Origin of the sequence: Streptomyces sp. NPDC088810 (assembly GCF_044750305.1) — a bacterium.
Taxonomy (GTDB): Bacteria; Actinomycetota; Actinomycetes; order Streptomycetales; family Streptomycetaceae; genus Streptomyces.
The window spans coordinates 740496-760965 of record NZ_JBIVJQ010000002.1 but is presented as its reverse complement, the minus strand read 5'-3'; the positions used below and the strand labels follow the sequence as shown (position 1 = coordinate 760965).

The window sequence follows — 20470 nt, the reverse complement described above, 5'->3', positions numbered from 1 at the left end:
CAGACCGCAAGGTCCTGCGCGGGCCACAGGGCGCCTCAGGGCTGTGTCAGCACCACGCACGACTCCCCGGGCACCTGGAGCAGCCCGTCCTGGCCCGGTGCCCCTACCGGGTCCCAGGCCGCGAGGACCTCCACCCGGCCGGTGCCCAGCGGGATCGCCGCCTCCTGCCGGCCCAGGTTCACCGCCACCCGTACGTCCCCGCGCCGGAAGGCCAGCCAGCGGGCGTCCGCGTCGTACGCCACCTTCGTGTCGGCGAGGTCCGGGTCGGTGAGGTCGGGCTGTTCCCGGCGCAGCGCGATGAGCCGGCGGTACCAGGCCAGCACGCGCGCGTGGGGCTCGCGTTGCGGCTCCGACCAGTCCAGGCAGGACCGTTCCCGGGTCGCCGGGTCCTGCGGATCGGGTACGTCCTCCTCGGCCCAGCCGTGCGAGGCGAACTCCCGCCGCCTGCCTCGCCGTACCGCCTCGGCCAGCTCGGCGTCGGTGTGGTCGGTGAAGAACTGCCAGGGCGTGCTCGCCGCCCACTCCTCGCCCATGAACAGCATCGGCGTGAACGGCGCGGTCAGCGTCAGCGTGGCCGCGCAGGCCAGCAGGCCGGGGGAGAGGCGGGCGGAGAGCCGGTCGCCCTGGGCGCGGTTGCCGACCTGGTCGTGGGTCTGGCTGTAGCCCAGCAGCCGGTGCCCGGCCACCCGCGCGCGGTCCAGCGGCCGGCCGTGACCACGGCCCCGGAAGCTGGAGTAGGTGCCGTCGTGGAAGTAGCCGCCGGTGAGCGTCTTGGTGAGCGCGCCGAAGGGGTCCCGCGCGAAGTCGGCGTAGTAGCCCTGCGACTCACCGGTCAGCGCGGTGTGCAGGGCGTGGTGGAAGTCGTCGTTCCACTGCGCGTGCAGGCCGAGGCCGTTCTCCGCGCGCGGGGTGATGAACCGCGGGTTGTTCAGGTCCGACTCGGCGATCAGGAACAGCGGCCTGCCCACCTCGTCGGCCAGGCCGTCCACGGCCGCCGACAGCTCCTCGAGGAAGTGGCACGCGCGCGTGTCGTACAGACTGTGCACCGCGTCCAGCCGCAGCCCGTCGATCCGGTAGTCCCGCAGCCACGCCAGCGCACTGCCCACGAGGAACGCGCGCACCTCGTCCGAGCCGGGCGCGTCCAGGTTCACCGCCGAGCCCCACGGGGTGGTGTGCGTGTCCGTGAAGTACGGCCCGAACCGCGGCAGATAGTTGCCCGACGGGCCCAAGTGGTTGTGCACGACGTCCAGGACGACGCCCAGCCCGAGCTCGTGCGCCCGGTCGACGAAGCGTTTCAGTGCCTCGGGACCGCCGTAGGGCTCGTGCACCGCCCACAGCGACACGCCCTCGTACCCCCAGCCGTGCCGCCCCGGGAAGGGACACAGCGGCATCAACTCCACATGTGTCAAGCCCAGTTCCACCAGGTGCTCCAGCCGGGCCGCGGCGGCGTCCAGGGTGCCCTCGCGGGTGTACGTGCCCACGTGCAGCTCGTACAGCACCGCGCCCGGCAGCCCGCGCCCCGGCCACTGCGCGCGCCACGCGTGGCGCCCGTGGTCCACGACCGCGCTCAGCCCGTCCGGGCCGTCCGGCTGGCGGCGCGAGCGCGGGTCGGGCAGTACGGGCCCGTCGTCCAGCGCGAACCCGTACCGCGCGCCGTCCTGCGCCTCCGCCTCGCCCGTCCACCACCCCTCGCGCGCGGGATCACGCGCCAACGCGCGCGTGGTGCCCTCGCAATGAAGCGTCACTCGGTCTGCCTGCGGTGCCCACACCTCGAACTGCACGGACGGTTCCCCTTCGTCTGCTCACCGTGATGTCCCGCGTGTCCATCGTGCCGTTCCGGACGATCAATGCGCTTTCGAATTCGCCCTTTGGCGGCAGGTGTCGCGGAAGTACCCCCACACCGGCACCGATTCCGTGATTTCTGGACACCCGGGGTTCACTGCCCGACAATCACCAGCGTGACGTCGTCCTTCGAGTTCTCCACCTACCCCGCGCGCCTGTCCGACGCGGAGCGGGACAAGGCGCTGCAGGTGCTGCGCGACGGCGTCGCCCTGGGCCGGCTCTCGCACGACACGTTCGTGCGCCGCATGGAGCTGGCGCTCGCCGCGCGCCGCTCCGACGAACTCGCCGCCCTCGTCGCCGACCTGCCCCGGGAGAACCGGTTCTCCCGCGCGGTCCTCGGCACCGTGGAGGCCGTCTCCGGGTTCACCGTGCGGCTGCGCCGCGCCTGGCAGGCCGAGCGGCTGCCCAAGCTGCTGCTGCCGCACCCGTCGCACACCCACCCGCTGCGCATCGGCCGCGACCCCGCGAACGGGCTGCGCCTGAACCACGAGACCGTCTCCCGCGTGCACGCCGAACTCCGCCGTCAGGGCGGCCTGTGGATCCTCAGGGACCTCGGCTCCACCAACGGCACCACCGTCAACGGCCGCCGCGTGATCGGGGCGGTCGTCGTCCGCGAGGGCGACCAGGTGGCCTTCGGCCGGGCGGCGTTCCGGCTCGCGACCGGCTGACCCCGCCCGATCCCGTTCGAACTGGATCCCGATCGCGCGCGCGTCCCCTCCCGATCGGGTGAGCCCCACTGCGGAAGCCGGGCCGCCGTGCCGATGGAACGGGTATGACGTACCTCACCAGAGCGGCAGCGGCGGCAGGCGCCCTGCTGGCCGCCGCCGGCCTTCTCACCGCGGGCCCGGCCCGGGCCGCCTCCCGTGACATGCTCCCGGGCACCTGGCTCTACCTGGCGGTCACCAAGGGCGATGCCCGGTCCTCCGACACCCGCGGCACGCTGCTGCTGTGCGACCCGCCCCTGGGGCACGCGCACGCGACCGAGGCGTGCGCCGACCTGTCCGCCGCCGGCGGAGACATCAGCCGCATCCCGGCCGCGGACGTTTTCTGCCCGATGATCTTCGCGCCGGTGACCGTCCACGCGCGCGGGCGCTGGAACGGCCGGTCGGTCGACTTCCGGGAGACGTACACCAGCATGTGCGTCATGAGGGCGCGCACGGGGTCGGTCTTCACGCTGGACGACTGACCGGCGCTCCACGGCCGGGCGGTGCGGGCCGGCTCACCACGCCTGCTCGCGTGCCTGCTGCGCCGCCACCAGCACCGTCCGGGACTGATGCTCCACCTGGTGCTCCAACGGCACCCAGCGGGCCCTGAAGCGCTCCGCGAAGGCGTCGCACCAGGTCGCCACGAGCTGCTCCAGGCGGGGTGCCGCCCGGTCGTCCGTCTCCCGCAGCACCCGCAGCAGCATCGCCGCCGCCCGCAGCGGCAGCCGCCGCCCGAAGGCGTCCACGCTGCCGACGTAGGCCATCGTCGTGCCCGCCGGGGAGGTGTGGGTCCAGTCCTCGGCCAGGCCCGGGATCAGCTCCAGTGCCCACCGCGCGGCCCGCAGCAGCGGCCCGTCCACGCCCTCCAGCCGGGGCAGCGCCTCGGCGAGGATCCGCTCCACCTCCCGCGCGTCCCGCAGCAGCCGCGCGGCCAGCCGCCGCATGGCCGCCGCCGGTGCCGGGTGCGGCGCCGGGTCGTCCACCAGGTCGCTGGCCCACATCGGCACCTCCACCACGGCCGTCAGACCGCCGTACCGGTGGGCGTGGTACCAGGTGCTGTGCCGGGCGTCGTCCGGCATGCTCGGATACGCCACGCCGGACTCGGGACCGGGCATCACGTGCACCCCGGGGCCGGAGGCCGGCCAGCCCGCCGCGTCCGAGGCCCCCGTCTCCACCGGGATGTGCAGTTCCGCCGCGGACTTGGCGAACGGCTCGGCGAGACCCGGCACGTCCTTGGTCAACTGCACCCAGCTGCCGCCCAGGTCGGTGCCGTGCAACGTCACCTGGAGATACGGGCGCAGCTCGTCGATCACCCCGGTCAGTGCCCGCGTCTCGGGCGGCAGCCGGTCCGGCGGCAGCACCGAGGGCGACCACTCCGGCTGCTCCGCGCCCGTCGGCCGGTAGAAGCCGAGGTGGTAGTCGAGCAGACTGCGCGGGGCCGGGGTGACGTGCAGACTCGCGCCGTCCGGGTCCGCGCACAGCAGGAAGTGCCAGGAGGTGCCCGTCCGCAACTCGCGCTCCGCCAGCACTCTTTCGGCAAGCACCCGCAGGGTGGAGCCGCCCGTCGGCTCGTTGGCGTGCGCGCCCGCCACCACGAGCACCGCACGGCGGGCGTGCCCCACCGACAGCAGGTGCAAGGGTCTTCCCGCGCGCGAGACGCCCACCTGACGCAGCGCGCACAACCCGGGTTCCTGCGCCGCCAACCCCTGAGCGGAGGCGACCAGTTCGGGAACGCTGGGATAGCGCAGCTCCGGCAGTGGACTCACCCCCGACTTGTCCGCCCGGCTTCGCCCTCCCAGTCCCGCACGCGACGGGGCAACTGTCAAGCATGCGGCGGCGGAGGCTCCCGGGGGCGCCCGGACGCAGGGGCCCGCCCCCGTACGGGCCACTGCGTTCCGTGGGTTCACTGCTGGTGCAGAGCGCGTCCCGCGAGTGTCAGGAACACCTCGCCCACCGCCTCCGACAGCGTGGGGTGCGGGTGCACATGCCGGGCGACGTCCGCGGGCTCGGCGTCCCAGCCGACGATCAGCTGGCTCTCGGCGATCATCTCCGACACGTGGGGGCCGACCAGGTGCACGCCGAGCACCTGCCCGCCGCCGGCCTCCGCCACGACCTTCACCAGGCCGCCCTGCCCGTGCACCATGCCCTTGGCGACGGCGGTCAGCGGCATCGTGCTGACGTCGACCTCGTGCCCGCGCGCGCGTGCCCCGGCCTCGGTCAGTCCCACCGAGGCGGTCTGCGGCGCGGAGTACGTCACCCGGGGCACGGCCGCGTAGTCCACCGGCGCCGACGGCAGCCCGGCCAGCGTCTCGGCCACCAGCAGGCCCTCCGCGAAGGAGGCGTGGGCGAGGCCGAGCGAGGGCGCCGGCAGCAGGTCGCCGACCACGTGCACGCCCGGCACGGCCGTCTCCAGCCGGTTCCAGTCCGCCGGTACGACGAACCCCCGCTCGTCCGTCGTCAGCCCGGCCGCGGCCAGGCCCAGCCCCTCGGTGACCGGCGCCCGGCCGACGGCCACCAGCAGCCGGTCCGCCGCCACCGTCCGGGTCTCGCCCCGCGCGGTGCGCACGCGCGCGCGTACGCCGTGCTCCAGCAGCTCCGCGTCCAGCAGCCGGGCGCCCGCCTGCACGTCGATCCCGCGCTTCTTCAGACCGCGTGTCAGGTGCCGGCTCACATCGGCGTCCTCCAGCGGCACGATCCGGTCGGCGGCCTCCACCAGGGTGACCTCCGCGCCCATGGACCGGTGGAAGGAGGCGTACTCCACGCCGATCGCGCCGCCGCCCAGGACCAGGACGGACGCCGGGAGCCCCGGCGCGAACAGGGCGTCGTCACTGGTCACCACGCGCCGCCCGTCCGGTGCGAGCCCCGGGAGCGTGCGCGGCCGTGAACCGGTCGCGAGAACGATCCCACGGCGCGCGGTGAGATCCTGCACGCCCGGTGTGAGAGCACCACCCGCGCCCGGCGCGTCGTCCGCGCGCACCCCCTCCACATGGACCGTGCGCGTTCCCGTCAGCCGCGCGCTGCCCCGCACCACCCGCACGCCCGCGTGCGCGAGATGCGCCTCCACGCCCTTGTGGTTGCGCGCCACGATGTCGTCCCGCGTGGCGACCAGCGCCCCCCAGTCGACGGAGTCCACGGACGCCTTCACGCCCCAGCGTTCGCGGGCCTCGGCGATCCCGTCGACCAGCTCGGCGGCGTGCAGCATCGCCTTGCTCGGGATGCAGCCCCGGTGCAGACACGTCCCGCCGACCTTGTCACGCTCGACCAGGACGACGTCCAGCCCGAGTGCGGCGGCGCGCAGGGCGGTGCTGTAGCCGCCGGTGCCGCCGCCGATGACGATCACGTCGAATGTATGGATGCCCGTATCGATGGTCATGGCATCCACCTTCCGTCCACCCCTTGTCATGAGTCCAAGGCAATGTTGTTGTGGAATCCATGCAGGGTCTTCATGGGTGGACCATGCGGACGGAGAGGGGACGGGGAGTTGAGCCTGCGCCAGATGGAGTACTTCGTGACGGTCGTCCAGGAGGCGTCGTTCACGCGCGCGGCGGACGCCCTGCACGTCACCCAGCCCGCCCTCTCGCACCAGATCAAGGCGCTGGAGAAGTCGGTCGGCGGCGCCCTGCTGGAGCGGCTGCCCCGGGGCGTGCGCCTCACCCCCATGGGCCGCGCCTTCCTGCCGCACGCCGAACTCGCCGTCCGCAGCGCCGCGCAGGCCCGCCGCGCGGCCCGCGCCACCGTCGGCGCCGAGGGCGGCGAGCTGCATGTCGCGGCCCTGCACTCCATCGCGGTCGGCGCCCTGCCCGACGTCTTCGCCCGCTGGCGCACGGCCCACCCGAGGGTCCTGCTGCGCCTGCACGAGTTCGCCACCGCCGAGGCCCTGGAGGAGGCCGTGCAGCGCGGCACCGCCGACCTCGCCGTCGGCCCCGAGCCCGCCGGCCGGTCCGGCACCGTCGTGCCCGTCGGTGAGGAGGACGTCGTCCTCGTCGTGCCCTTCGACGACCGCCTCGCGGGCCGCACGACGGTCACGCTCCCGGAGCTCGCCGACCACCCGTGGATCCGCTGCGCCATGGAACCCGTCGTGCACGGCGAGCGCTTCCTCGACTGGGCCTGCGCGAAGGCCGGGTTCCGGCCCCGGACCGCCGTATGGACCGAGCACACCTCCACGGCCGTACGGATGGCCGCCGCCGGCGTCGGGGTGTGCGCCGCGCCCGCCCACATCGTGCGCGGCGCCGTCGGCGAGGACTGCGTGGTCCTCACCCCCGACCCGCCCTGGAAGCGCACCCTGGCCGTCTACGCGCGCGTGCCGCCCACCGGGGCCGCCGCGGCCTTCGTGGACCTCCTGTGCGCCGCCTGGCCGGCTCTGCGGGCCCCTGGGCCGTACGACGACTGCGAGCTGCCCGCCGTACCGGCCACCTGACCCGCGGCCCCTCAGTCCTCCGCGACCCGCTCCAGCAGCGCCACCGGGAGCCGGTCCAGAAGGTCCGCCACGCGCGCGTGGCCGGTGAACTCCCGTCCCGGAGTGAGCACGTCCGCCCAGCGGCCGGGCGGCAGCGGCAGCCGCGTCTCCCGCCAGCCGCCCGCCTCCGCGAGCCGCAGCGACAGCCGGGTCACCGCCGTGACCACCTCACCGGAGCGCGCGAACGCCAGGCAGTGCTCGGCCGCCGGGCCCTCGGCGGCCAGCGGGTCGTAGGACGCCTCCGCGCCGAACGCGTCCGGCCGCCGGGCGCGCAGCCGCAGCGCCGCCGCCGTCAGCGCGTCCTTCTCGCCGGGCACCTCCGGCGGGTACGCCGCCGGCCGCCGGTTGTCCGGGTCCACCAGCGCCCGGTACTCGCCCTCCGAGCCCTGGTACACGTCCGGTACCCCCGGCATCGTCAGATGGACCAGCGCGGTGCCGAGGACGTTGGCCCGGACCTGCGGCTCCAGCGCCTTGCGGAACGCGGCCACGCGCTCGCCGGACGGCCCGCACGGCCCGGCCGCGACGAACGCCGCCACCGCCTCCTCGTACGGCGGCTCCTGCTCCGTCCAGCTGGTGTACATGCCCGCCTCGCGCACGTGCTTCAGCAGCGCCTGCTGAACCCGTTCCTCCTCGGCCGGGCCCAGCCCGAACACCGTCTGCCAGGCCGCCCAGGCCAGCTGCCCGTCCGGCGCGCCCTCCTCGGCCAGGCTCACCTCGGCGAGCAACGCCGACCAGCGGTCCGGGCACTCGGTGAGGACCGCCAGCGCGGCGCGCACGTCCGCGCTGCGCTTGGTGTCGTGCGTGGAGACGACCGTACCGGTGAGCGGCCAGTCGCGCTGCACGCGCGCGCAGTACGCGTGGAACTCCTCCGGCGTCACGCCCGGACTGCCCGGATCGCCGCCCACCTCGGCCGTCGACAGCAACGGCACATAGCGGTAGAACGCCGTGTCCTCCACCGACTTGGCCCGCAGCGCCGACGCGGTCTGCGCGAACCGGGTGCGGAACTCCACCCGGTCGGCGTGGTCCCGCGCCGACGGGTCGCCGGGCGGCTCGACCAGCAGCCGGCGCACGATGCCGACGGCCTCGGCCTCCTCCGGCACCACGAACGCCAGCCGGGCCTCCTCGGCGGCCTCCTCGGTGATCACGGCGGCGGCGTCACCGGAGGCGTACGGCCGGTAGACCCGCATCCGCACCAGCAGCTCCTCCACGGCCGTGCGCAGCGCCCAGGGCGCGCGGTCGCGCAGCGACAGGTCGGGCGAGGCGGCGCACAGCCGGGCGGCCACGCGGGTGAGCCGGTCCGTCTCGGTGGCCAGTTCGTGGGTGAGCACCTTGTACGCGGCGCGCCGGACCGTGGCCTCCCAGTTGCCGCCCCGGTCCGTCTGCGGCGCCGCGAACGCCCGGTATCGGCCCAGCAGTTCGTACGCCCCGGTGCGGTCCGTGAACAGGCCGTCGACGTGCCGCAGGGCGTCGTAGCCCGTGGTGCCCGCGACGGGCCAGGAGGCCGGCAGGTGCTCGCCGTCGGCCAGGATCTTCTCCACGACCGTCCAGCGCCCGCCGGTCGCCTGGTGCAGCCGCGCCAGGTAGCCGTCGGGGTCGGCGAGTCCGTCGGGGTGGTCGATCCGCAGCCCGTCGACCACGCCCTCCGCCAGCAGCCGCAGGATCGTGCCGTGGGTGGCTTCGAACACCTCCGGGTCCTCCACCCGCAGCCCGATCAGCTCCGAGATGCTGAAGAACCGCCGGTAGTTCAGCTCGGTACGGGCCAGCCGCCACCACACCGGGCGGTACCACTGGGCGTCCAGCAGCTCGGGCAGCGGCAGGTGCTCGGTGCCGGGGCGGAGCGGGAAGACGTGGTCGTGGTAGCGCAGCACGTCGCCGTCGACCACCAGGTGCGCCAGCTGCGAGCCGATCGGGCCGCCGAGCACCGGCAGCAGCACCCGGCCGCCCTGCGCCTCCCAGTCGATGTCGAACCAGCGTGCGTACGGCGATCCGGGCCCCTCGCGCAGCACCTCCCACAGGACGCGGTTGTGCCGGGGCGACACCGCCATGTGGTTGGGGACGATGTCCACCACCAGGCCGAGGCCGTGCTCCCGCGCGGTGCGCGCCAGCGCGCGCAGCCCCTCCTCGCCGCCCAGCTCCTCGCGCACGCGCGCGTGGTCCACGACGTCGTAGCCGTGCGCGGAGCCCGGGACGGCCTCCAGGACCGGGGACAGATGCAGGTGCGAGACGCCGAGCGACGCCAGGTACGGTACGGCCGCTTCGGCGGCGGCGAACGGGAACGCGGGCTGGAGCTGCAGCCGGTAGGTGGCCGTGGGCACCGCCGGTCCGGGTCGCGCAGAAGTCATGGGAACCTACGTACCCCGCTCGCCGTCTTTTGTGTCATCGCTCCCCGTACGGACCCACACGCGTGCCCGCGGCGAGCGCCGGGGGCCCGGGACCGGAACCGGGTCAGGAGGTCGGGATCGGGTTCGAACCGGGCCAGGAGGTCGGGATCGGGTTCGCGGCGCGTCACCCGTCCGGTGGTCGTAAGGCGCGTGCGGGCCACGTGGCCCGCACGTCCTGCACGCGCGCGTGCGGGACGCCGCAGCCCCGTCAGGGCGGCTGCGCCGTCCCGCTGCGCACTCCGCTACGCCGGCCGTTGCAGCACCGTGAGGCTGCGGTCCGGCAGGGTGATGCGGTCCCCGGCCGCGACCTTCTCGCCCGTACCCGGCGGCACCCCCTCCGGCCGGGCCGTGTCGACCACCACCTGCCACTGCCGGCCGTGGTCGACCGGCACCAGGAAGTCCAGCGGCTCGGCAGAGGCGTTGAACATCAGCAGGAAGGAGTCGTCGGTGATGCGCTCCCCGCGCGGGCCGGGCTCGGAGATGGCGTTGCCGTTCAGGAACACCGTCAGCGCGGACGCCTGCGCCGAGTTCCAGTCCCGCTGCGTCATCTCACCGCCCTCCGGGGTGAACCAGGCGATGTCGGACAGCTCGTCGTGGGTGCCTTCCACCGGACGGCCGTGGAAAAAGCGGCGCCGGCGCAGGACGGGGTGGTCGCGGCGCAGCCACACCATCGCGCGCGTGAACTCCAGCAGGTCGCTCTCCAGCGACTCCGGCCAGTGCAGCCACGACAGCTCGTTGTCCTGGCAGTAGGCGTTGTTGTTGCCGCGCTGGGTGCGGGCGAACTCGTCGCCGTGGCTGATCATCGGCACCCCCTGCGACAGCATCAGCGTGGCGATGAAGTTCCGCATCTGCCGGGCGCGCAGCCGCAGCACCTCCTCGTCGTCGGTGTCGCCCTCCGCCCCGCAGTTCCAGGACCGGTTGTGGCTCTCGCCGTCCCGGTTGTCCTCGCCGTTGGCGCTGTTGTGCTTCTCGTTGTACGAGACGAGGTCGTGCAACGTAAAGCCGTCGTGGCAGGTGACGAAGTTGATGGAGGCGAGCGGCCGGCGGCCGTCGTCCTGGTAGAGGTCGGAGGAGCCGGTCAGCCGGGAGGCGAACTCCGCGAGCGTGCGCGGCTCGCCCCGCCACAGGTCCCGTACGGTGTCGCGGTACTTGCCGTTCCACTCGGTCCACAGAGGCGGGAAGTTGCCCACCTGGTAGCCGCCCTCGCCCACGTCCCACGGCTCGGCGATCAGCTTCACCTGGGAGACCACCGGGTCCTGCTGCACCAGGTCGAAGAACGACGACAGCCGGTCCACCTCGTGGAACTGCCGGGCCAGCGTGGCCGCGAGGTCGAAGCGGAAGCCGTCGACGTGCATGTCGGTGACCCAGTACCGCAGCGAGTCCATGATCAGCTGGAGCACGTGCGGGGACCGCATCAGCAGCGAGTTCCCGGTGCCCGTGGTGTCCATGTAGTAGCGGGGATCGTCCGCGAGCCGATAGTACGACGGGTTGTCGAGGCCCTTGAAGGACAGCGTGGGGCCCAGGTGGTTGCCCTCGGCGGTGTGGTTGTAGACCACGTCCAGGATGACCTCGATCCCGGCCTCGTGCAGCGCCCGGACCGCCGACTTGAACTCCAGCACCTGCTGGCCGCGGTCGCCCCAGGAGGCGTACGCGTTGTGCGGGGCGAAGAACCCGATGGTGTTGTAGCCCCAGTAGTTGTTCAGGCCCATGTCGACCAGCCGGTGGTCGTTGACGAACTGGTGAACGGGCATCAGTTCGAGCGCCGTCACCCCGAGCTTGACCAGGTGTTCGATGATCGCCGGATGGGCGAGGGCCGCGTAGGTGCCGCGCAGCTCCTCGGGCAGCCCCGGGTGACGCATGGTCAGGCCCTTGACGTGGGCCTCGTAGATCACGGTGTGGTGGTACTCGGTGCGCGGCGGGCGGTCGTCGCCCCAGTCGAAGTACGGGTTGATCACCACGGAGGTCATGGTGTGCGGCGCCGAGTCCAGGTCGTTGCGCCGGTCCGGCGCGCCGAAGTGGTAGCCGTACACCTCCTCGCCCCACCGGACCGAGCCGCTGACCGCCTTCGCGTACGGGTCGAGCAGCAGTTTCGCCGAGTTGCAGCGCAGCCCGCGCCCGGGGTCGTACGGGCCGTGCACCCGGAACCCGTACCGTTGCCCCGGCATCACGCCCGGCACGTACGCGTGCCGCACGAACGCGTCGCTCTCGCGCAGTTCCACCGCCGTCTCCGAGCCGTCGTCGTGCAGCAGACACAGCTCTACTCGGTCCGCGGCCTCCGTGAAGACCGCGAAGTTGGTTCCGGCGCCGTCATAGGTGGCGCCGAGCGGATACGCCTCTCCAGGCCAGACCTGCATGGATACGACTCTCCCAGGTGTGCCGTCCGGGTGGGGCCGCGTTGGCCCCGCGTCTCGTCCGAAAGTGAGGCAACCTCCCGTGGCTCACCCGCCCTCTTATCCGGTGACCAGTGCGCACGGCGGTTCTGGTACCCGCCGTACGCCGAACCAGCGGGGCAGACACGCAATCCCGGGGACCAAGGGGAGCAGGGGGAAGATGTGCGCGAGAAAGTCCACCGTCATCTGGGCAAAGTACTGACCGGCGCGGCCCTGGCGGCGGCGGGGACCGCCGCCATGGTCGCGGTCACCCTGCCGGGCACGGCGGGCGCGGACGACTCCGGCGGGGCCGGCGGCGGTACGCGGGCCGCGCGGCAGTCCGGGCAGGGCCAGGACGCCGCACCGCCCGGCGTCGTCGAGCAGGCACCCGCCGAGGCGAAGCGGGGCACCGGACGGGATCCGCTCACCGACGACGAGATCCGGCGGGTCGAGAAGATCGCCGAGGCCGGACGGCTTTCGGCCACGGGCCGGGACGTCGCCGGAGACCGCGGACCGCAGCGGCTGAGCACCGACCTCGCCGAGCCCGAGGCGGCCGAGGCCGACGACCCGGACGCGCCGCGGCGGGCCGACGTGACCTTCTACGACTACAGGCACGACACACTCGTCACCAAGACCGTCAACCTGAGTACCGGCAAGGTCGAGCACACCGGCACCCGGCGCGGTGTCCAGCCGCCGCCGACCCGCGCGGAGAGCGCCGAGGCGGCCCGGATCCTGATCGCCGGCCCGCTGGGCGCCGGCCTCAAGGCGGACTACAAGGACGCCACCGGCAAGGAACTCACCTCACCGGACCAACTGGAGCTGAGCGGCGGGATCTACGAGGCCTCGCGGGGCGCCCAGCCCGCCGTGCTCGACCGGTGCGGCGAGCACCGGTGCGTGCGCCTGTTCACCAAGGTCCGCAACGGGCCCTGGATCGACACCAGGGACCTGGTGATCGACCTGAGCACCCGCAAGGCCGCCGCCCTCGACCGCGGCTGACCGGCCGCCGCCCGCCTTTCCCACCGAACCTCCGGCAAGGGAGTCACCTCTTCATGCCCGAAAAGCACCTGACCGGCGGCGCGCGGGGCCTCGGCCGTGCCGCCCGCAAGAGCGCGGCCGTCGCCCTGTCCCTCGCGGCGCTGGCCGCCGGCGCCACGACGGTCGCCGGCCCGGCCGCGGCCCGGCCGCGGACCGCGCCCGCGGCGGCCCCCGGCTGCAGCGCCGCCCACACCATCGAGCAGAAACTCACCACCGGCACGACCTGGCGGATGTGCTGGGGCTACGACAGCAAGGCCGGGCTCGTCCTGCAGAACGTCTCCTACCAGCCCAAGGGCGAGAACAAGCCGATCAAGGTCCTCAACAGCGCGAGACTCGGCCAGATCCACGTCCCGTACGACGACGGGAAGCACGAGTACTACGACCTGACGGGCCAGACCTTCGCCCAGGACCTGATGGACCTGTCGCCCGGCGAGTGCCCCGGCGGCACCATCAAGACCGTCAAGGTCCCCGACGGCGACCCGCGCCACCCGAACGTCAAGGGGCTGTGCACCACCACCCGTTCGCGTGGTCACGCCTACCGGATGCACGACCTCTTCCAGTCGGGCAGGACCTACCAGCAGCAGGGCAAGGACCTGCTGGTCTACACCGTCAACCAGGTCGGCTGGTACGAGTACATCAGCGAGTGGCGCTTCCAGGACGACGGCACGATCACCATGAACGTCGGTGCGACCGGCAGCCTGTCCTGGGAGGACTACAACGCCCAGGACGGCCGCGGCTGGCCGATCGGCAAGGGCGCCCGGGACTACTCCACCAGCCACAGCCACAACGTCTTCTGGCGGCTGGACTTCGGCCTGGACGGCTCGTCCGGCACGAAGGTCGAGCAGTACGACTCGACCGTCAGCGCCCCCTCCGGCACGCAGGAGGGCCCGACCGCCAAGACCGCCCGCACGAAGGTCACCAAGGAACTCGCCGGTGACTACAAGGCCTACCGCTGGTGGCGGGTGGTCAGCGCGACCGGCAAGAACAAGGACGGGCACGCCCGTTCGTACGAGCTGGTTCCGGGGCCCACCACCAAGTACCCGGGGCGCGACTTCACCAAGCACGACATGTACGTGACCGAGTACGACAAGTGCGAACTGTTCGCCAGCAAGAACCTCGCCTGCGCCACCGGTCACCCGAAGTCCGTCGACCAGTGGGTCAACGGCCAGAGCCTCACTCACCCGGTGGTCTGGATGAACGTCGGCTTCCACCACATCGCCCGGGACGAGGACCAGCAGCCCATGCCCGTGCACTGGCAGGGCTTCTCCATCGCCCCACGGGACGTCACGGCTATGAATCCGCTCACTCCGAAGGAACTGGCATGGCAGAACGGGCACTGGGAACAGCTTAGTTGAGCTGAGCAGTCGGGAAACCGACCTGCCCATCCGGCTGCACCGCCGACCGCTTGCGGAGTACCCTTCCTTGATCGTTGAGACGGGAAAGGCCCGGGGGAGCGGAAGGCGGTGCACGGGTGGGCTCGGGAGGGCTGGAGCTGCCTCCTGGTGACGAGGGTCACGAGGGGAACTCCGCAGACGTCCCGCCCGGCGCGGTGTCCCTGGCCCGGCCGATGGACGCGGGATCCATCGGGCCGGAGCTGGACTGGGACGCCGACGCCTGGCGCGAGGTGCGCACCCGCGCCCAGCGGGCGGGCCGGGCCTACATCTGGCTGAACCTCGTCGAACAGCGGCTGCGCGCCGTCGTGGCGGCCGTACTGCGGCCCATCTACGAGCCCGTCCACGGCGACGAGTGGGTGGTGGCCGCGGCCGGTCCGGCCGGGCAGGAGTGGGTGCAGCGCGCGGTCGCCGTCCGCGAGGTCAGCCGCCGCAAGGGCTACCTGCTCGACCCGGCCGACGACAACGTGCTCAGCTTCCTCACCCTGCCGCAGCTGCGCGAGCTCGTGGTGCAGCACTGGCCGTGCTTCGAGCCGTACTTCGACGAGCGCCGGGACCTGGAACTCGCCCTGGACGAACTGGAGGTGACGCGCAACGTCGTCTCCCGCAACCGGGCCCTGTCCGAGGCGGTCCTCGGCCAGGCCGAGCGGGCCTCCGCCCGGCTGCTGGAGATGCTCGGCGCGGGCGGGGACGTCCCCTCGGCGCGCCGGCTGCCCGTCGACGCGGTCGAGGACCTGGTCGGCGACCGGTACGCCGACGTCGTCGCGGTGCACGCCGACCGGGTGCGGCTGCTGCGCCAGTTCCCGGCCGAGGACATCTTCGGCGGCGCCCGCCGGCTCGACGCCATCGGCATCGGCCTCAACCTGCTGGTGCAGAACTTCTCCGGGCGGCGCCTGGTCCGGCTCGCCGAGTCCGGCTGCCGGGTGCGGCTGCTCTTCCTCAACCCGGCCTCCAGCTCGGTCAAGCGCCGCGAACGGGAACTCGGGATGAAGCGGGGCGAACTGAGCCGCTCGGTCGAGATGAACATCCTGCACATGCGCCGGGTGCGGTCCCGGCTGCGCGACCCGGGCGCGTTCGAGATCCAGGTGTACGACGAGACGCCCCGCTTCACCGCGTACCTGGTGGACGGCGACGGCGCCGACGGGATCGGCGTGGTGCAGTCCTATCTGCGCGGGGCGCGGGGGATGGAGTCGCCGGTGCTGGTGCTCCGCAACGGCAGCAAGCTGGTCAAGTCGGACGACGTGGGTGAAGCCGGACTCTTCCCGACGTACCGCGAGGAATTCGAGCTGGCGTGGGCGGATTCGCGCCCGGTGTCCTGAACTGTCCGTGCCGGCAAGCGGAACGCAGTCCTCGGATTGTCAGTGCCGCGTGCGATGGTGGAAGCCACTGGGGGAAAGCACCACCAAGAAGGGGGGCCGCCCATGGGCTGGCACCGGGAGCTGCTGATCGGCTTCGACCTGGAGACGACCGGGACCGATCCGCATGCGGCGCGGATCGTCACGGCTGCCGTGATCGAGGTCAGGGCCGGCGAGCCCATGGGGCGCCGGGAATGGCTGGCCGATCCGGGCGTGGAGATCCCGGCCGACGCGGTCGCCGTCCACGGCATCAGCAACGAACGCGCGGCGGCCGAGGGCCGTCCGGCCGACCAGGTGGCCGACGCCCTCGCGGACGTCCTGGTCGCCCACTGGAAGACCGGTGTCCCGGTGGTCGCCTACAACGCGGCCTTCGACCTCACCCTGCTCTCGGCCGAACTGCGGCGGTACGAGCTGCCGTCGCTGACCGACCGGCTCGGCGGTGCCCGCCCCGCCCCGGTCATCGACCCGTACACCATCGACCGCTGGGTCGACCGCTACCGCCGCGGCAAACGCAACCTGGAGGCGGTCTGCGCCGAGTACGGCATAGTCCTCGGCGCGGCCCACAACGCCACCGCCGACGCCCTCGCCGCGGCGCGGCTCGCCTCCGCGATAGCCGAGCGCCACCCGAAGATCGCGTCCCTGGGCCCGGCCGAGCTGCACCAGCGGCAGATCGAGTGGTACGCGGACTGGGCGGCCGACTTCCAGGCGTTCCTGCGCCGCAAGGGGGAGGCGGACGCGGTGGTCGACGGCACATGGCCGCTGCGGGAGCTGACCGAGGGCCAGCCCGCATAACCGCTTGCCGGCCGCGGACGTGCCGTGGCCCTCAGAAGGGATACCACCGCACCGTCGCGTCCCCGTCCCGCAGCGACGCCACCCGGCGCTCGAACTCGGCCAGCGCCTTCGGGTTGCTCGGGGCGTGCTGGGCCACCCACGCGCAGCTCGCCGTCTCCCGGGCGCCCCGCAGCACGGCACAGCCCTCCCACTCGCGCACGTCCCAGCCGTACGCCTCGGTGAAGGAGTCGTAGGCCTGGGCGGGCAGCCCGTAGCGGTCGCGGGAGAGGGCCATGACCACCAGGTCGTGCTCGCGCAGATCGGCGGAGAACGTCTCCAGGTCGACCAGGACCGGCCCGTCCGGCGCCACGTGCACATTGCGGGGCAGCGCGTCGCCGTGGATCGGACCCGGCGTCAGACGCGGCGTCAGCGCCGCCGCCTGGGCCGCGAAGCCGTCGCGGCGCGCCCGCAGGTAGGCCGCGTCCTCCGGGTCGATCGCGTCGCCCGCGAGCCGCAGCCAGCGTTCCACACCGCCCAGCAGGTCGCGGGGCGGCAAGCCGAAGGGAGGAGAGGGGAGTGCGTGCACCCTGCGCAGCAGTCCGGCCAGGTCCCGCGGCTCGGCGGGCCGTACGGGGTCCGGCAGCCGGTGCCACACGGTCACCGGACGGCCGTCCACCAGCAGCGGCTTCGGCTCGGCGGCCCGGACCGCCGGGACGCCGGCCTCGGCCAGCCAGCCGGCGACGGCCAGCTCGCGCTCGGCCCGCGCCAGCAGTTCGGCGTCCCGGCCCACCTTCACCACCACATCGCCGGCCGCGAACACCGCGTTCTCGCCGAGGGCCAGGAGCCGCGCGTCCCGGGCCGGGCCCGGCAGCACTCCCGCCGCGGCCAGTACGTCCCGTGCGGATGCCTCGTCCATCCTCGTGCCTCCGTGCCGTCTTCCCGTGCCGTGCCTGTCCGGTCTCCGGTCCTCGTCCTCGGCCAGTCTCGCATTCGCACAGGTCGGCCGCCGTGCGCGGGCCCTTGACGAGGTACCGGGCCTTCACGACCATGAACACGCCAACCGGCGCAGGCAAAGGGGCTGATTCCGTGACATCAGTGGCCGAAGCGCGGACATCACCGGCGGCAGCACGCGGGCCGACCGGCCGCCGGGTCGCCGGCCACGGCTCCTGGTTCCTGGTCCTGCCCGCCCTCATCCCGATCCTCCTGCTGAGCGTCGGCCCGCTGCTCTACGGCATCCTGCTGGCCTTCACCGACGCCCAGTCCGGCCGGACGGCCGTCACCCGGTGGATCGGCGTCCTCAACTTCCGGGACCTGCTGCACGACACCCTCTTCTGGGAGTCGTTCCGCATCGGACTGGTCTGGGCGGCCGGCGTGACCGTGCCGCAGTTCCTGCTGGCGCTCGGCCTGGCCCTGCTGCTGAACCAGGACTTACGCCTGCGCGGCCTGGCCCGCGCCCTCGCGATCGTGCCCTGGGCGATGCCCGAGGTCGTCGTCGGCATCATGTGGCGGCTGGTCTACAACCCGGACGCCGGTGTCCTCAACGAGACCCTGCGCGACCTCGGCCTCGGCGCGGGCCGGGACTGGCTGAGCGGCCTGGCCACCGCGCTGCCCGCGGTGATCGTCGTCGGCGTCTGGGCGGGCCTGCCGCAGACCACGGTCGCGCTGCTCGCCGGACTGCAGAACGTCCCGCGCGAACTCCACGAGGCGGCGGCCGTCGACGGCGCGGGCGCCTGGCGCCGCTTCCGTGCCGTCACCTGGCCCGCGCTGCGGCCGGTGGCCCTCGCCATCACCGCGCTCAACCTCATCTGGAACCTCAACTCCTTCGCCCTGGTCTACGTGCTCACGGGCGGCGGACCCGGCGGCAGGACCCGGCTGCCGATGCTCTTCGCCTACGAAGAGGCCTTCCGCTACGGCCAGTTCGGCTACGCGGCGGCGATGGGCTGCGTGCTCGTCGCGGTGGTCTCGGTCCTGCTCGCGGTGTTCCTGGCCGGCCGGCTGCGAGGCGGTGACACCGCATGAGGACCCCGCAGACCCCCCGCACGCCGCGGACCTCGCGGACCCGCCGCGCCGCCCGCGCCGGACAGTACACCGCCCTCCTCGGCTACCTGCTGTTCCTGGCCTTCCCCTTGCTGTGGCTGCTGTCCACCGCGCTGAAGCCCCCGCGCGAACTGGGCAGCCTGCACCCGGCCTGGATCCCGCGCGACCCGACCCTGGCCAACGTCCGGCAGGCCTTCGCCGAGCAGCCGCTGGCGCGCGCCGCCCTCAACTCGCTGCTGGTGGCGTTCTGCACCGCCGTCGTCGCCGTACTGATCGCCACCCCGATGGCCTACGTCATGGCCCGGCACCGCACCCGGCTGGCCCGGGCCGCCACGGGGTGGGTGGTGGTCAGCCAGGCGTTCCCGTTCGTGCTGGTGATCATCCCGTTGTTCCTGGTGCTGAAGAACCTGCGGCTGATCGACTCCTTGACCGGACTGGTCCTGGTGTACGTGGTGTGGGCGCTGCCGTTCGCGCTGTGGATGCTCGTCGGCCATGTCCGTGCGGTACCCGTCGAGCTGGAGGAGGCGGCGGCCGTCGACGGGGCCGGCCGGCTGAGAACGCTGGTGTCGGTGACGGCGCCGCTGCTCGGCCCCGGCATCGCGGCGACGGCCCTGTTCACCTTCGTCACCGCGTGGAACGAGTTCTTCTTCGCCCTGGTGCTGCTCAAGAGCCCCGGCAAGCAGACCCTCCCGGTCGTCCTCACCCACTTCATCGGTGCGGAGGGTGTGGCCGACCTCGGCCCGCTGGCCGCCGCCGCGTTCCTCGCCACCCTGCCCTCCGTCGCCGTCTTCGCGCTCGTCCAGCGGCGGATCACGGGCGGCCTGCTCGCCGGGGCGGTGAAGAGCTGATGCGCACCACAATCGCCACGGCGCTCGTCGTCCTCCTGCTCCTCCTCGCCGGCTGCTCCTCGGGCGGCCGCACGGACGGCGGCCCGATCACCCTGCGCTTCCAGTCCCTGGCCTGGCAGCAGGAGTCCGTCACCGCCAACAGGGAGCTGGTGCGGGAGTGGAACGCCACCCACGCCGACGTCAAGGTCGAGTACGTCCAGGGAAGCTGGGACAGCGTGCACGACCAGCTGCTCACCTCCTTCGAGGGCGGTGAGGCCCCGGACGTCATCCACGACGCCTCCGACGACCTGGCCGACTTCGCCTACGGCGGCTATCTCGCCGACCTGACCGGGCTGCTGCCCGCCCGGCTGCGGTCGGACATCCCGCGCGCCGGCTGGGCGACGACCACCTTCGGACACGGTGTCTACGGCGTGCCGTTCCTCCAGGAGCCCCGGGTGCTGATCGCCGACGCCGACCGCCTGCGCGCGGCGAAGGTGCGCATACCGACGCCCGAACGCCCCTGGAGCTGGGCGGAGTTCAGGCAGGTCGCCAAGCGGCTGAGCGGGCCGGGGCGGTACGGCGTCGCCTGGCCGCTGAAGGAACCCGTCTCCGCCACGCTCAACCTGTCCCTGTCGGCGGGCGGGCGGCTCTTCCACCGGGGCGCGGACGGCAAGGTCACCGTACGCTTCACGGCCGGGGACGCGGTCGTACCGCGCACCATCCGCGACCAGGTCGTCCTCGACCGCAGCGCGCCCGCCTCGACGCTCGGCAGCGGCGGCTCGGACACCCTGCCCGGCTTCTTCGCCGGCCGGTACGCGATGGTCCCGCTGGGCTTCTCCTACCGCCAGCAGATCGTGCAGCAGGCGCCCGAGGGCTTCCGCTGGACGGTGCTGCCGGCCCCGGCCGGTGCGGACGGGCCCGCCCAGGGTGTCAGCCCGCAGACGCTGTCCGTGTCCGCCGACTGCCCGCACAAGAAGGAGGCGGTCGCGTTCATCGACTTCCTGCTGCGGCCGCGGAACATGGTCCGCCTCGCCCTCGGCGACTGGATGCTGCCCACCGGCACCCAGGCCCTGAAGGACCCGGCCCTGCACACCGCCGAGTACGGCTGGGCCACCGGCACCGCCCTGGCGGCCCGGCTGCGTCCGGCACCCGCCCAGTCCGTGCGCGGCTACCCGGAATGGAAGGACAAGGTGGCCACCCCGGCCTACCAGGAGTACTACAGCGGCGCGATAGGCCTCGCAGAGCTGCGCCGGCGCCTCGAAAGGGACGGCAACCTGGTGCTGGCCCGCTACCAGCGCTGAG

The 20470-nt window shown here is 73.2% G+C and carries 16 protein-coding genes; 10 read left to right on the top strand and 6 right to left on the bottom strand.

The window, feature by feature from the left end; translation table 11 throughout:
- Positions 1-35: 35 nt before the first annotated feature.
- Complete coding sequence (treZ, locus tag ACIP4Y_RS09945) at positions 36-1781, bottom strand: malto-oligosyltrehalose trehalohydrolase (RefSeq protein WP_401390191.1); 1746 nt, start codon at positions 1779-1781, stop codon at positions 36-38.
- Positions 1782-1958: 177 nt separating this feature from the next.
- Between treZ and ACIP4Y_RS09940 the strand changes: the two genes are divergently transcribed.
- Positions 1959-2510: a DUF1707 and FHA domain-containing protein gene (locus ACIP4Y_RS09940; RefSeq protein WP_358644755.1), complete on the top strand. Its 552-nt coding sequence runs from the start codon at positions 1959-1961 to the stop codon at positions 2508-2510.
- A 104-nt stretch (positions 2511-2614) separates the two neighbouring features.
- Positions 2615-3028 carry an SSI family serine proteinase inhibitor gene (locus ACIP4Y_RS09935; RefSeq protein ID WP_401390186.1) on the top strand — a complete coding sequence of 138 codons (414 nt, stop codon included), beginning with the start codon at positions 2615-2617 and terminating at the stop codon, positions 3026-3028.
- 33 nt (positions 3029-3061) lie between these two features.
- Here the strand turns inward: ACIP4Y_RS09935 and ACIP4Y_RS09930 are convergent, their stop codons facing one another.
- Together ACIP4Y_RS09930 and lpdA are read right to left on the bottom strand one after the other, a co-directional pair.
- The gene (locus tag ACIP4Y_RS09930) at positions 3062-4312 is read right to left on the bottom strand and encodes a M14 family zinc carboxypeptidase (RefSeq protein ID WP_401390183.1); all 1251 of its coding nucleotides are present in this window, start codon (positions 4310-4312) and stop codon (positions 3062-3064) included.
- A 137-nt stretch (positions 4313-4449) separates the two neighbouring features.
- Positions 4450-5919 carry a dihydrolipoyl dehydrogenase gene (lpdA, locus tag ACIP4Y_RS09925; protein WP_401390180.1) on the bottom strand — a complete coding sequence of 490 codons (1470 nt, stop codon included), beginning with the start codon at positions 5917-5919 and terminating at the stop codon, positions 4450-4452.
- 108 nt (positions 5920-6027) lie between these two features.
- Here lpdA and ACIP4Y_RS09920 point away from each other — a divergent pair, with 108 nt between their 5' ends.
- Entirely contained in the window at positions 6028-6963 is a 936-nt protein-coding gene (locus ACIP4Y_RS09920) for a LysR substrate-binding domain-containing protein (protein WP_401390177.1), read from the top strand.
- An 11-nt stretch (positions 6964-6974) separates the two neighbouring features.
- Here ACIP4Y_RS09920 and treY read toward each other — a convergent pair whose 3' ends face one another.
- Both treY and glgX read right to left on the bottom strand, forming a co-directional pair.
- Positions 6975-9344, bottom strand: coding sequence for a malto-oligosyltrehalose synthase (treY, locus tag ACIP4Y_RS09915; protein ID WP_401390174.1), 2370 nt, complete (start codon positions 9342-9344; stop codon positions 6975-6977).
- Positions 9345-9625: 281 nt separating this feature from the next.
- Complete coding sequence (gene glgX, locus ACIP4Y_RS09910; RefSeq protein ID WP_401390171.1) at positions 9626-11737, bottom strand: glycogen debranching protein GlgX; 2112 nt, start codon at positions 11735-11737, stop codon at positions 9626-9628.
- Between the two features lie 198 nt (positions 11738-11935).
- Between glgX and ACIP4Y_RS09905 the strand changes: the two genes are divergently transcribed.
- The 4 genes from ACIP4Y_RS09905 to ACIP4Y_RS09890 all read left to right on the top strand — a co-directional run bounded on the left by ACIP4Y_RS09905 (position 11936) and on the right by ACIP4Y_RS09890 (position 16325).
- Positions 11936-12748, top strand: coding sequence for a Tat pathway signal sequence domain protein (locus ACIP4Y_RS09905; RefSeq protein ID WP_401390168.1), 813 nt, complete (start codon positions 11936-11938; stop codon positions 12746-12748).
- A gap of 53 nt (positions 12749-12801) precedes the next feature.
- Positions 12802-14142, top strand: a complete 1341-nt coding sequence (locus tag ACIP4Y_RS09900; RefSeq protein ID WP_401390165.1) for a copper amine oxidase — start codon at positions 12802-12804, stop codon at positions 14140-14142.
- A 116-nt stretch (positions 14143-14258) separates the two neighbouring features.
- Positions 14259-15497 (top strand): SAV2148 family HEPN domain-containing protein, encoded by a 1239-nt coding sequence (locus ACIP4Y_RS09895; RefSeq protein WP_401390163.1) that lies wholly within the window; start codon positions 14259-14261, stop codon positions 15495-15497.
- 102 nt (positions 15498-15599) lie between these two features.
- The gene (locus ACIP4Y_RS09890) at positions 15600-16325 is read left to right on the top strand and encodes a 3'-5' exonuclease (RefSeq protein ID WP_401390161.1); all 726 of its coding nucleotides are present in this window, start codon (positions 15600-15602) and stop codon (positions 16323-16325) included.
- Positions 16326-16356: 31 nt separating this feature from the next.
- Here ACIP4Y_RS09890 and ACIP4Y_RS09885 read toward each other — a convergent pair whose 3' ends face one another.
- A complete protein-coding gene (locus tag ACIP4Y_RS09885; protein ID WP_401390158.1) occupies positions 16357-17220 on the bottom strand; it encodes a phosphotransferase enzyme family protein in 864 nt (287 codons plus the stop codon).
- 170 nt (positions 17221-17390) lie between these two features.
- Between ACIP4Y_RS09885 and ACIP4Y_RS09880 the strand changes: the two genes are divergently transcribed.
- From ACIP4Y_RS09880 to ACIP4Y_RS09870, 3 genes are read left to right on the top strand one after another with little or no spacing between them, the layout of a single operon-like run.
- On the top strand, positions 17391-18323 hold the full coding sequence (locus ACIP4Y_RS09880; protein ID WP_401390155.1) for a carbohydrate ABC transporter permease: 933 nt from the start codon (positions 17391-17393) through the stop codon (positions 18321-18323).
- On the top strand, positions 18320-19189 hold the full coding sequence (locus tag ACIP4Y_RS09875; RefSeq protein ID WP_401390152.1) for a carbohydrate ABC transporter permease: 870 nt from the start codon (positions 18320-18322) through the stop codon (positions 19187-19189). Before ACIP4Y_RS09880 ends, ACIP4Y_RS09875 begins: the two co-directional genes overlap by 4 nt.
- The gene (locus tag ACIP4Y_RS09870; RefSeq protein WP_401390149.1) at positions 19189-20469 is read left to right on the top strand and encodes an ABC transporter substrate-binding protein; all 1281 of its coding nucleotides are present in this window, start codon (positions 19189-19191) and stop codon (positions 20467-20469) included. Before ACIP4Y_RS09875 ends, ACIP4Y_RS09870 begins: the two co-directional genes overlap by 1 nt.
- Position 20470: the final 1 nt, after the last annotated feature.

Excerpts from the sequence above, each read along its gene's own strand:
- glgX (WP_401390171.1), bottom strand. The coding sequence starts at position 11,737 with ATGCAGGTCTGGCCTGGAGAGGCGTATCCGCTCGGCGCCACCTATGAC.
- ACIP4Y_RS09875 (WP_401390152.1), top strand. The coding sequence starts at position 18,320 with ATGAGGACCCCGCAGACCCCCCGCACGCCGCGGACCTCGCGGACCCGC.
- ACIP4Y_RS09870 (WP_401390149.1), top strand. The coding sequence starts at position 19,189 with ATGCGCACCACAATCGCCACGGCGCTCGTCGTCCTCCTGCTCCTCCTC.
- treY (WP_401390174.1), bottom strand. The coding sequence starts at position 9,344 with ATGACTTCTGCGCGACCCGGACCGGCGGTGCCCACGGCCACCTACCGG.
- ACIP4Y_RS09885 (WP_401390158.1), bottom strand. The coding sequence starts at position 17,220 with ATGGACGAGGCATCCGCACGGGACGTACTGGCCGCGGCGGGAGTGCTG.
- lpdA (WP_401390180.1), bottom strand. The coding sequence starts at position 5,919 with ATGACCATCGATACGGGCATCCATACATTCGACGTGATCGTCATCGGC.
- ACIP4Y_RS09900 (WP_401390165.1), top strand. The coding sequence starts at position 12,802 with ATGCCCGAAAAGCACCTGACCGGCGGCGCGCGGGGCCTCGGCCGTGCC.
- ACIP4Y_RS09890 (WP_401390161.1), top strand. The coding sequence starts at position 15,600 with ATGGGCTGGCACCGGGAGCTGCTGATCGGCTTCGACCTGGAGACGACC.
- ACIP4Y_RS09935 (WP_401390186.1), top strand. The coding sequence starts at position 2,615 with ATGACGTACCTCACCAGAGCGGCAGCGGCGGCAGGCGCCCTGCTGGCC.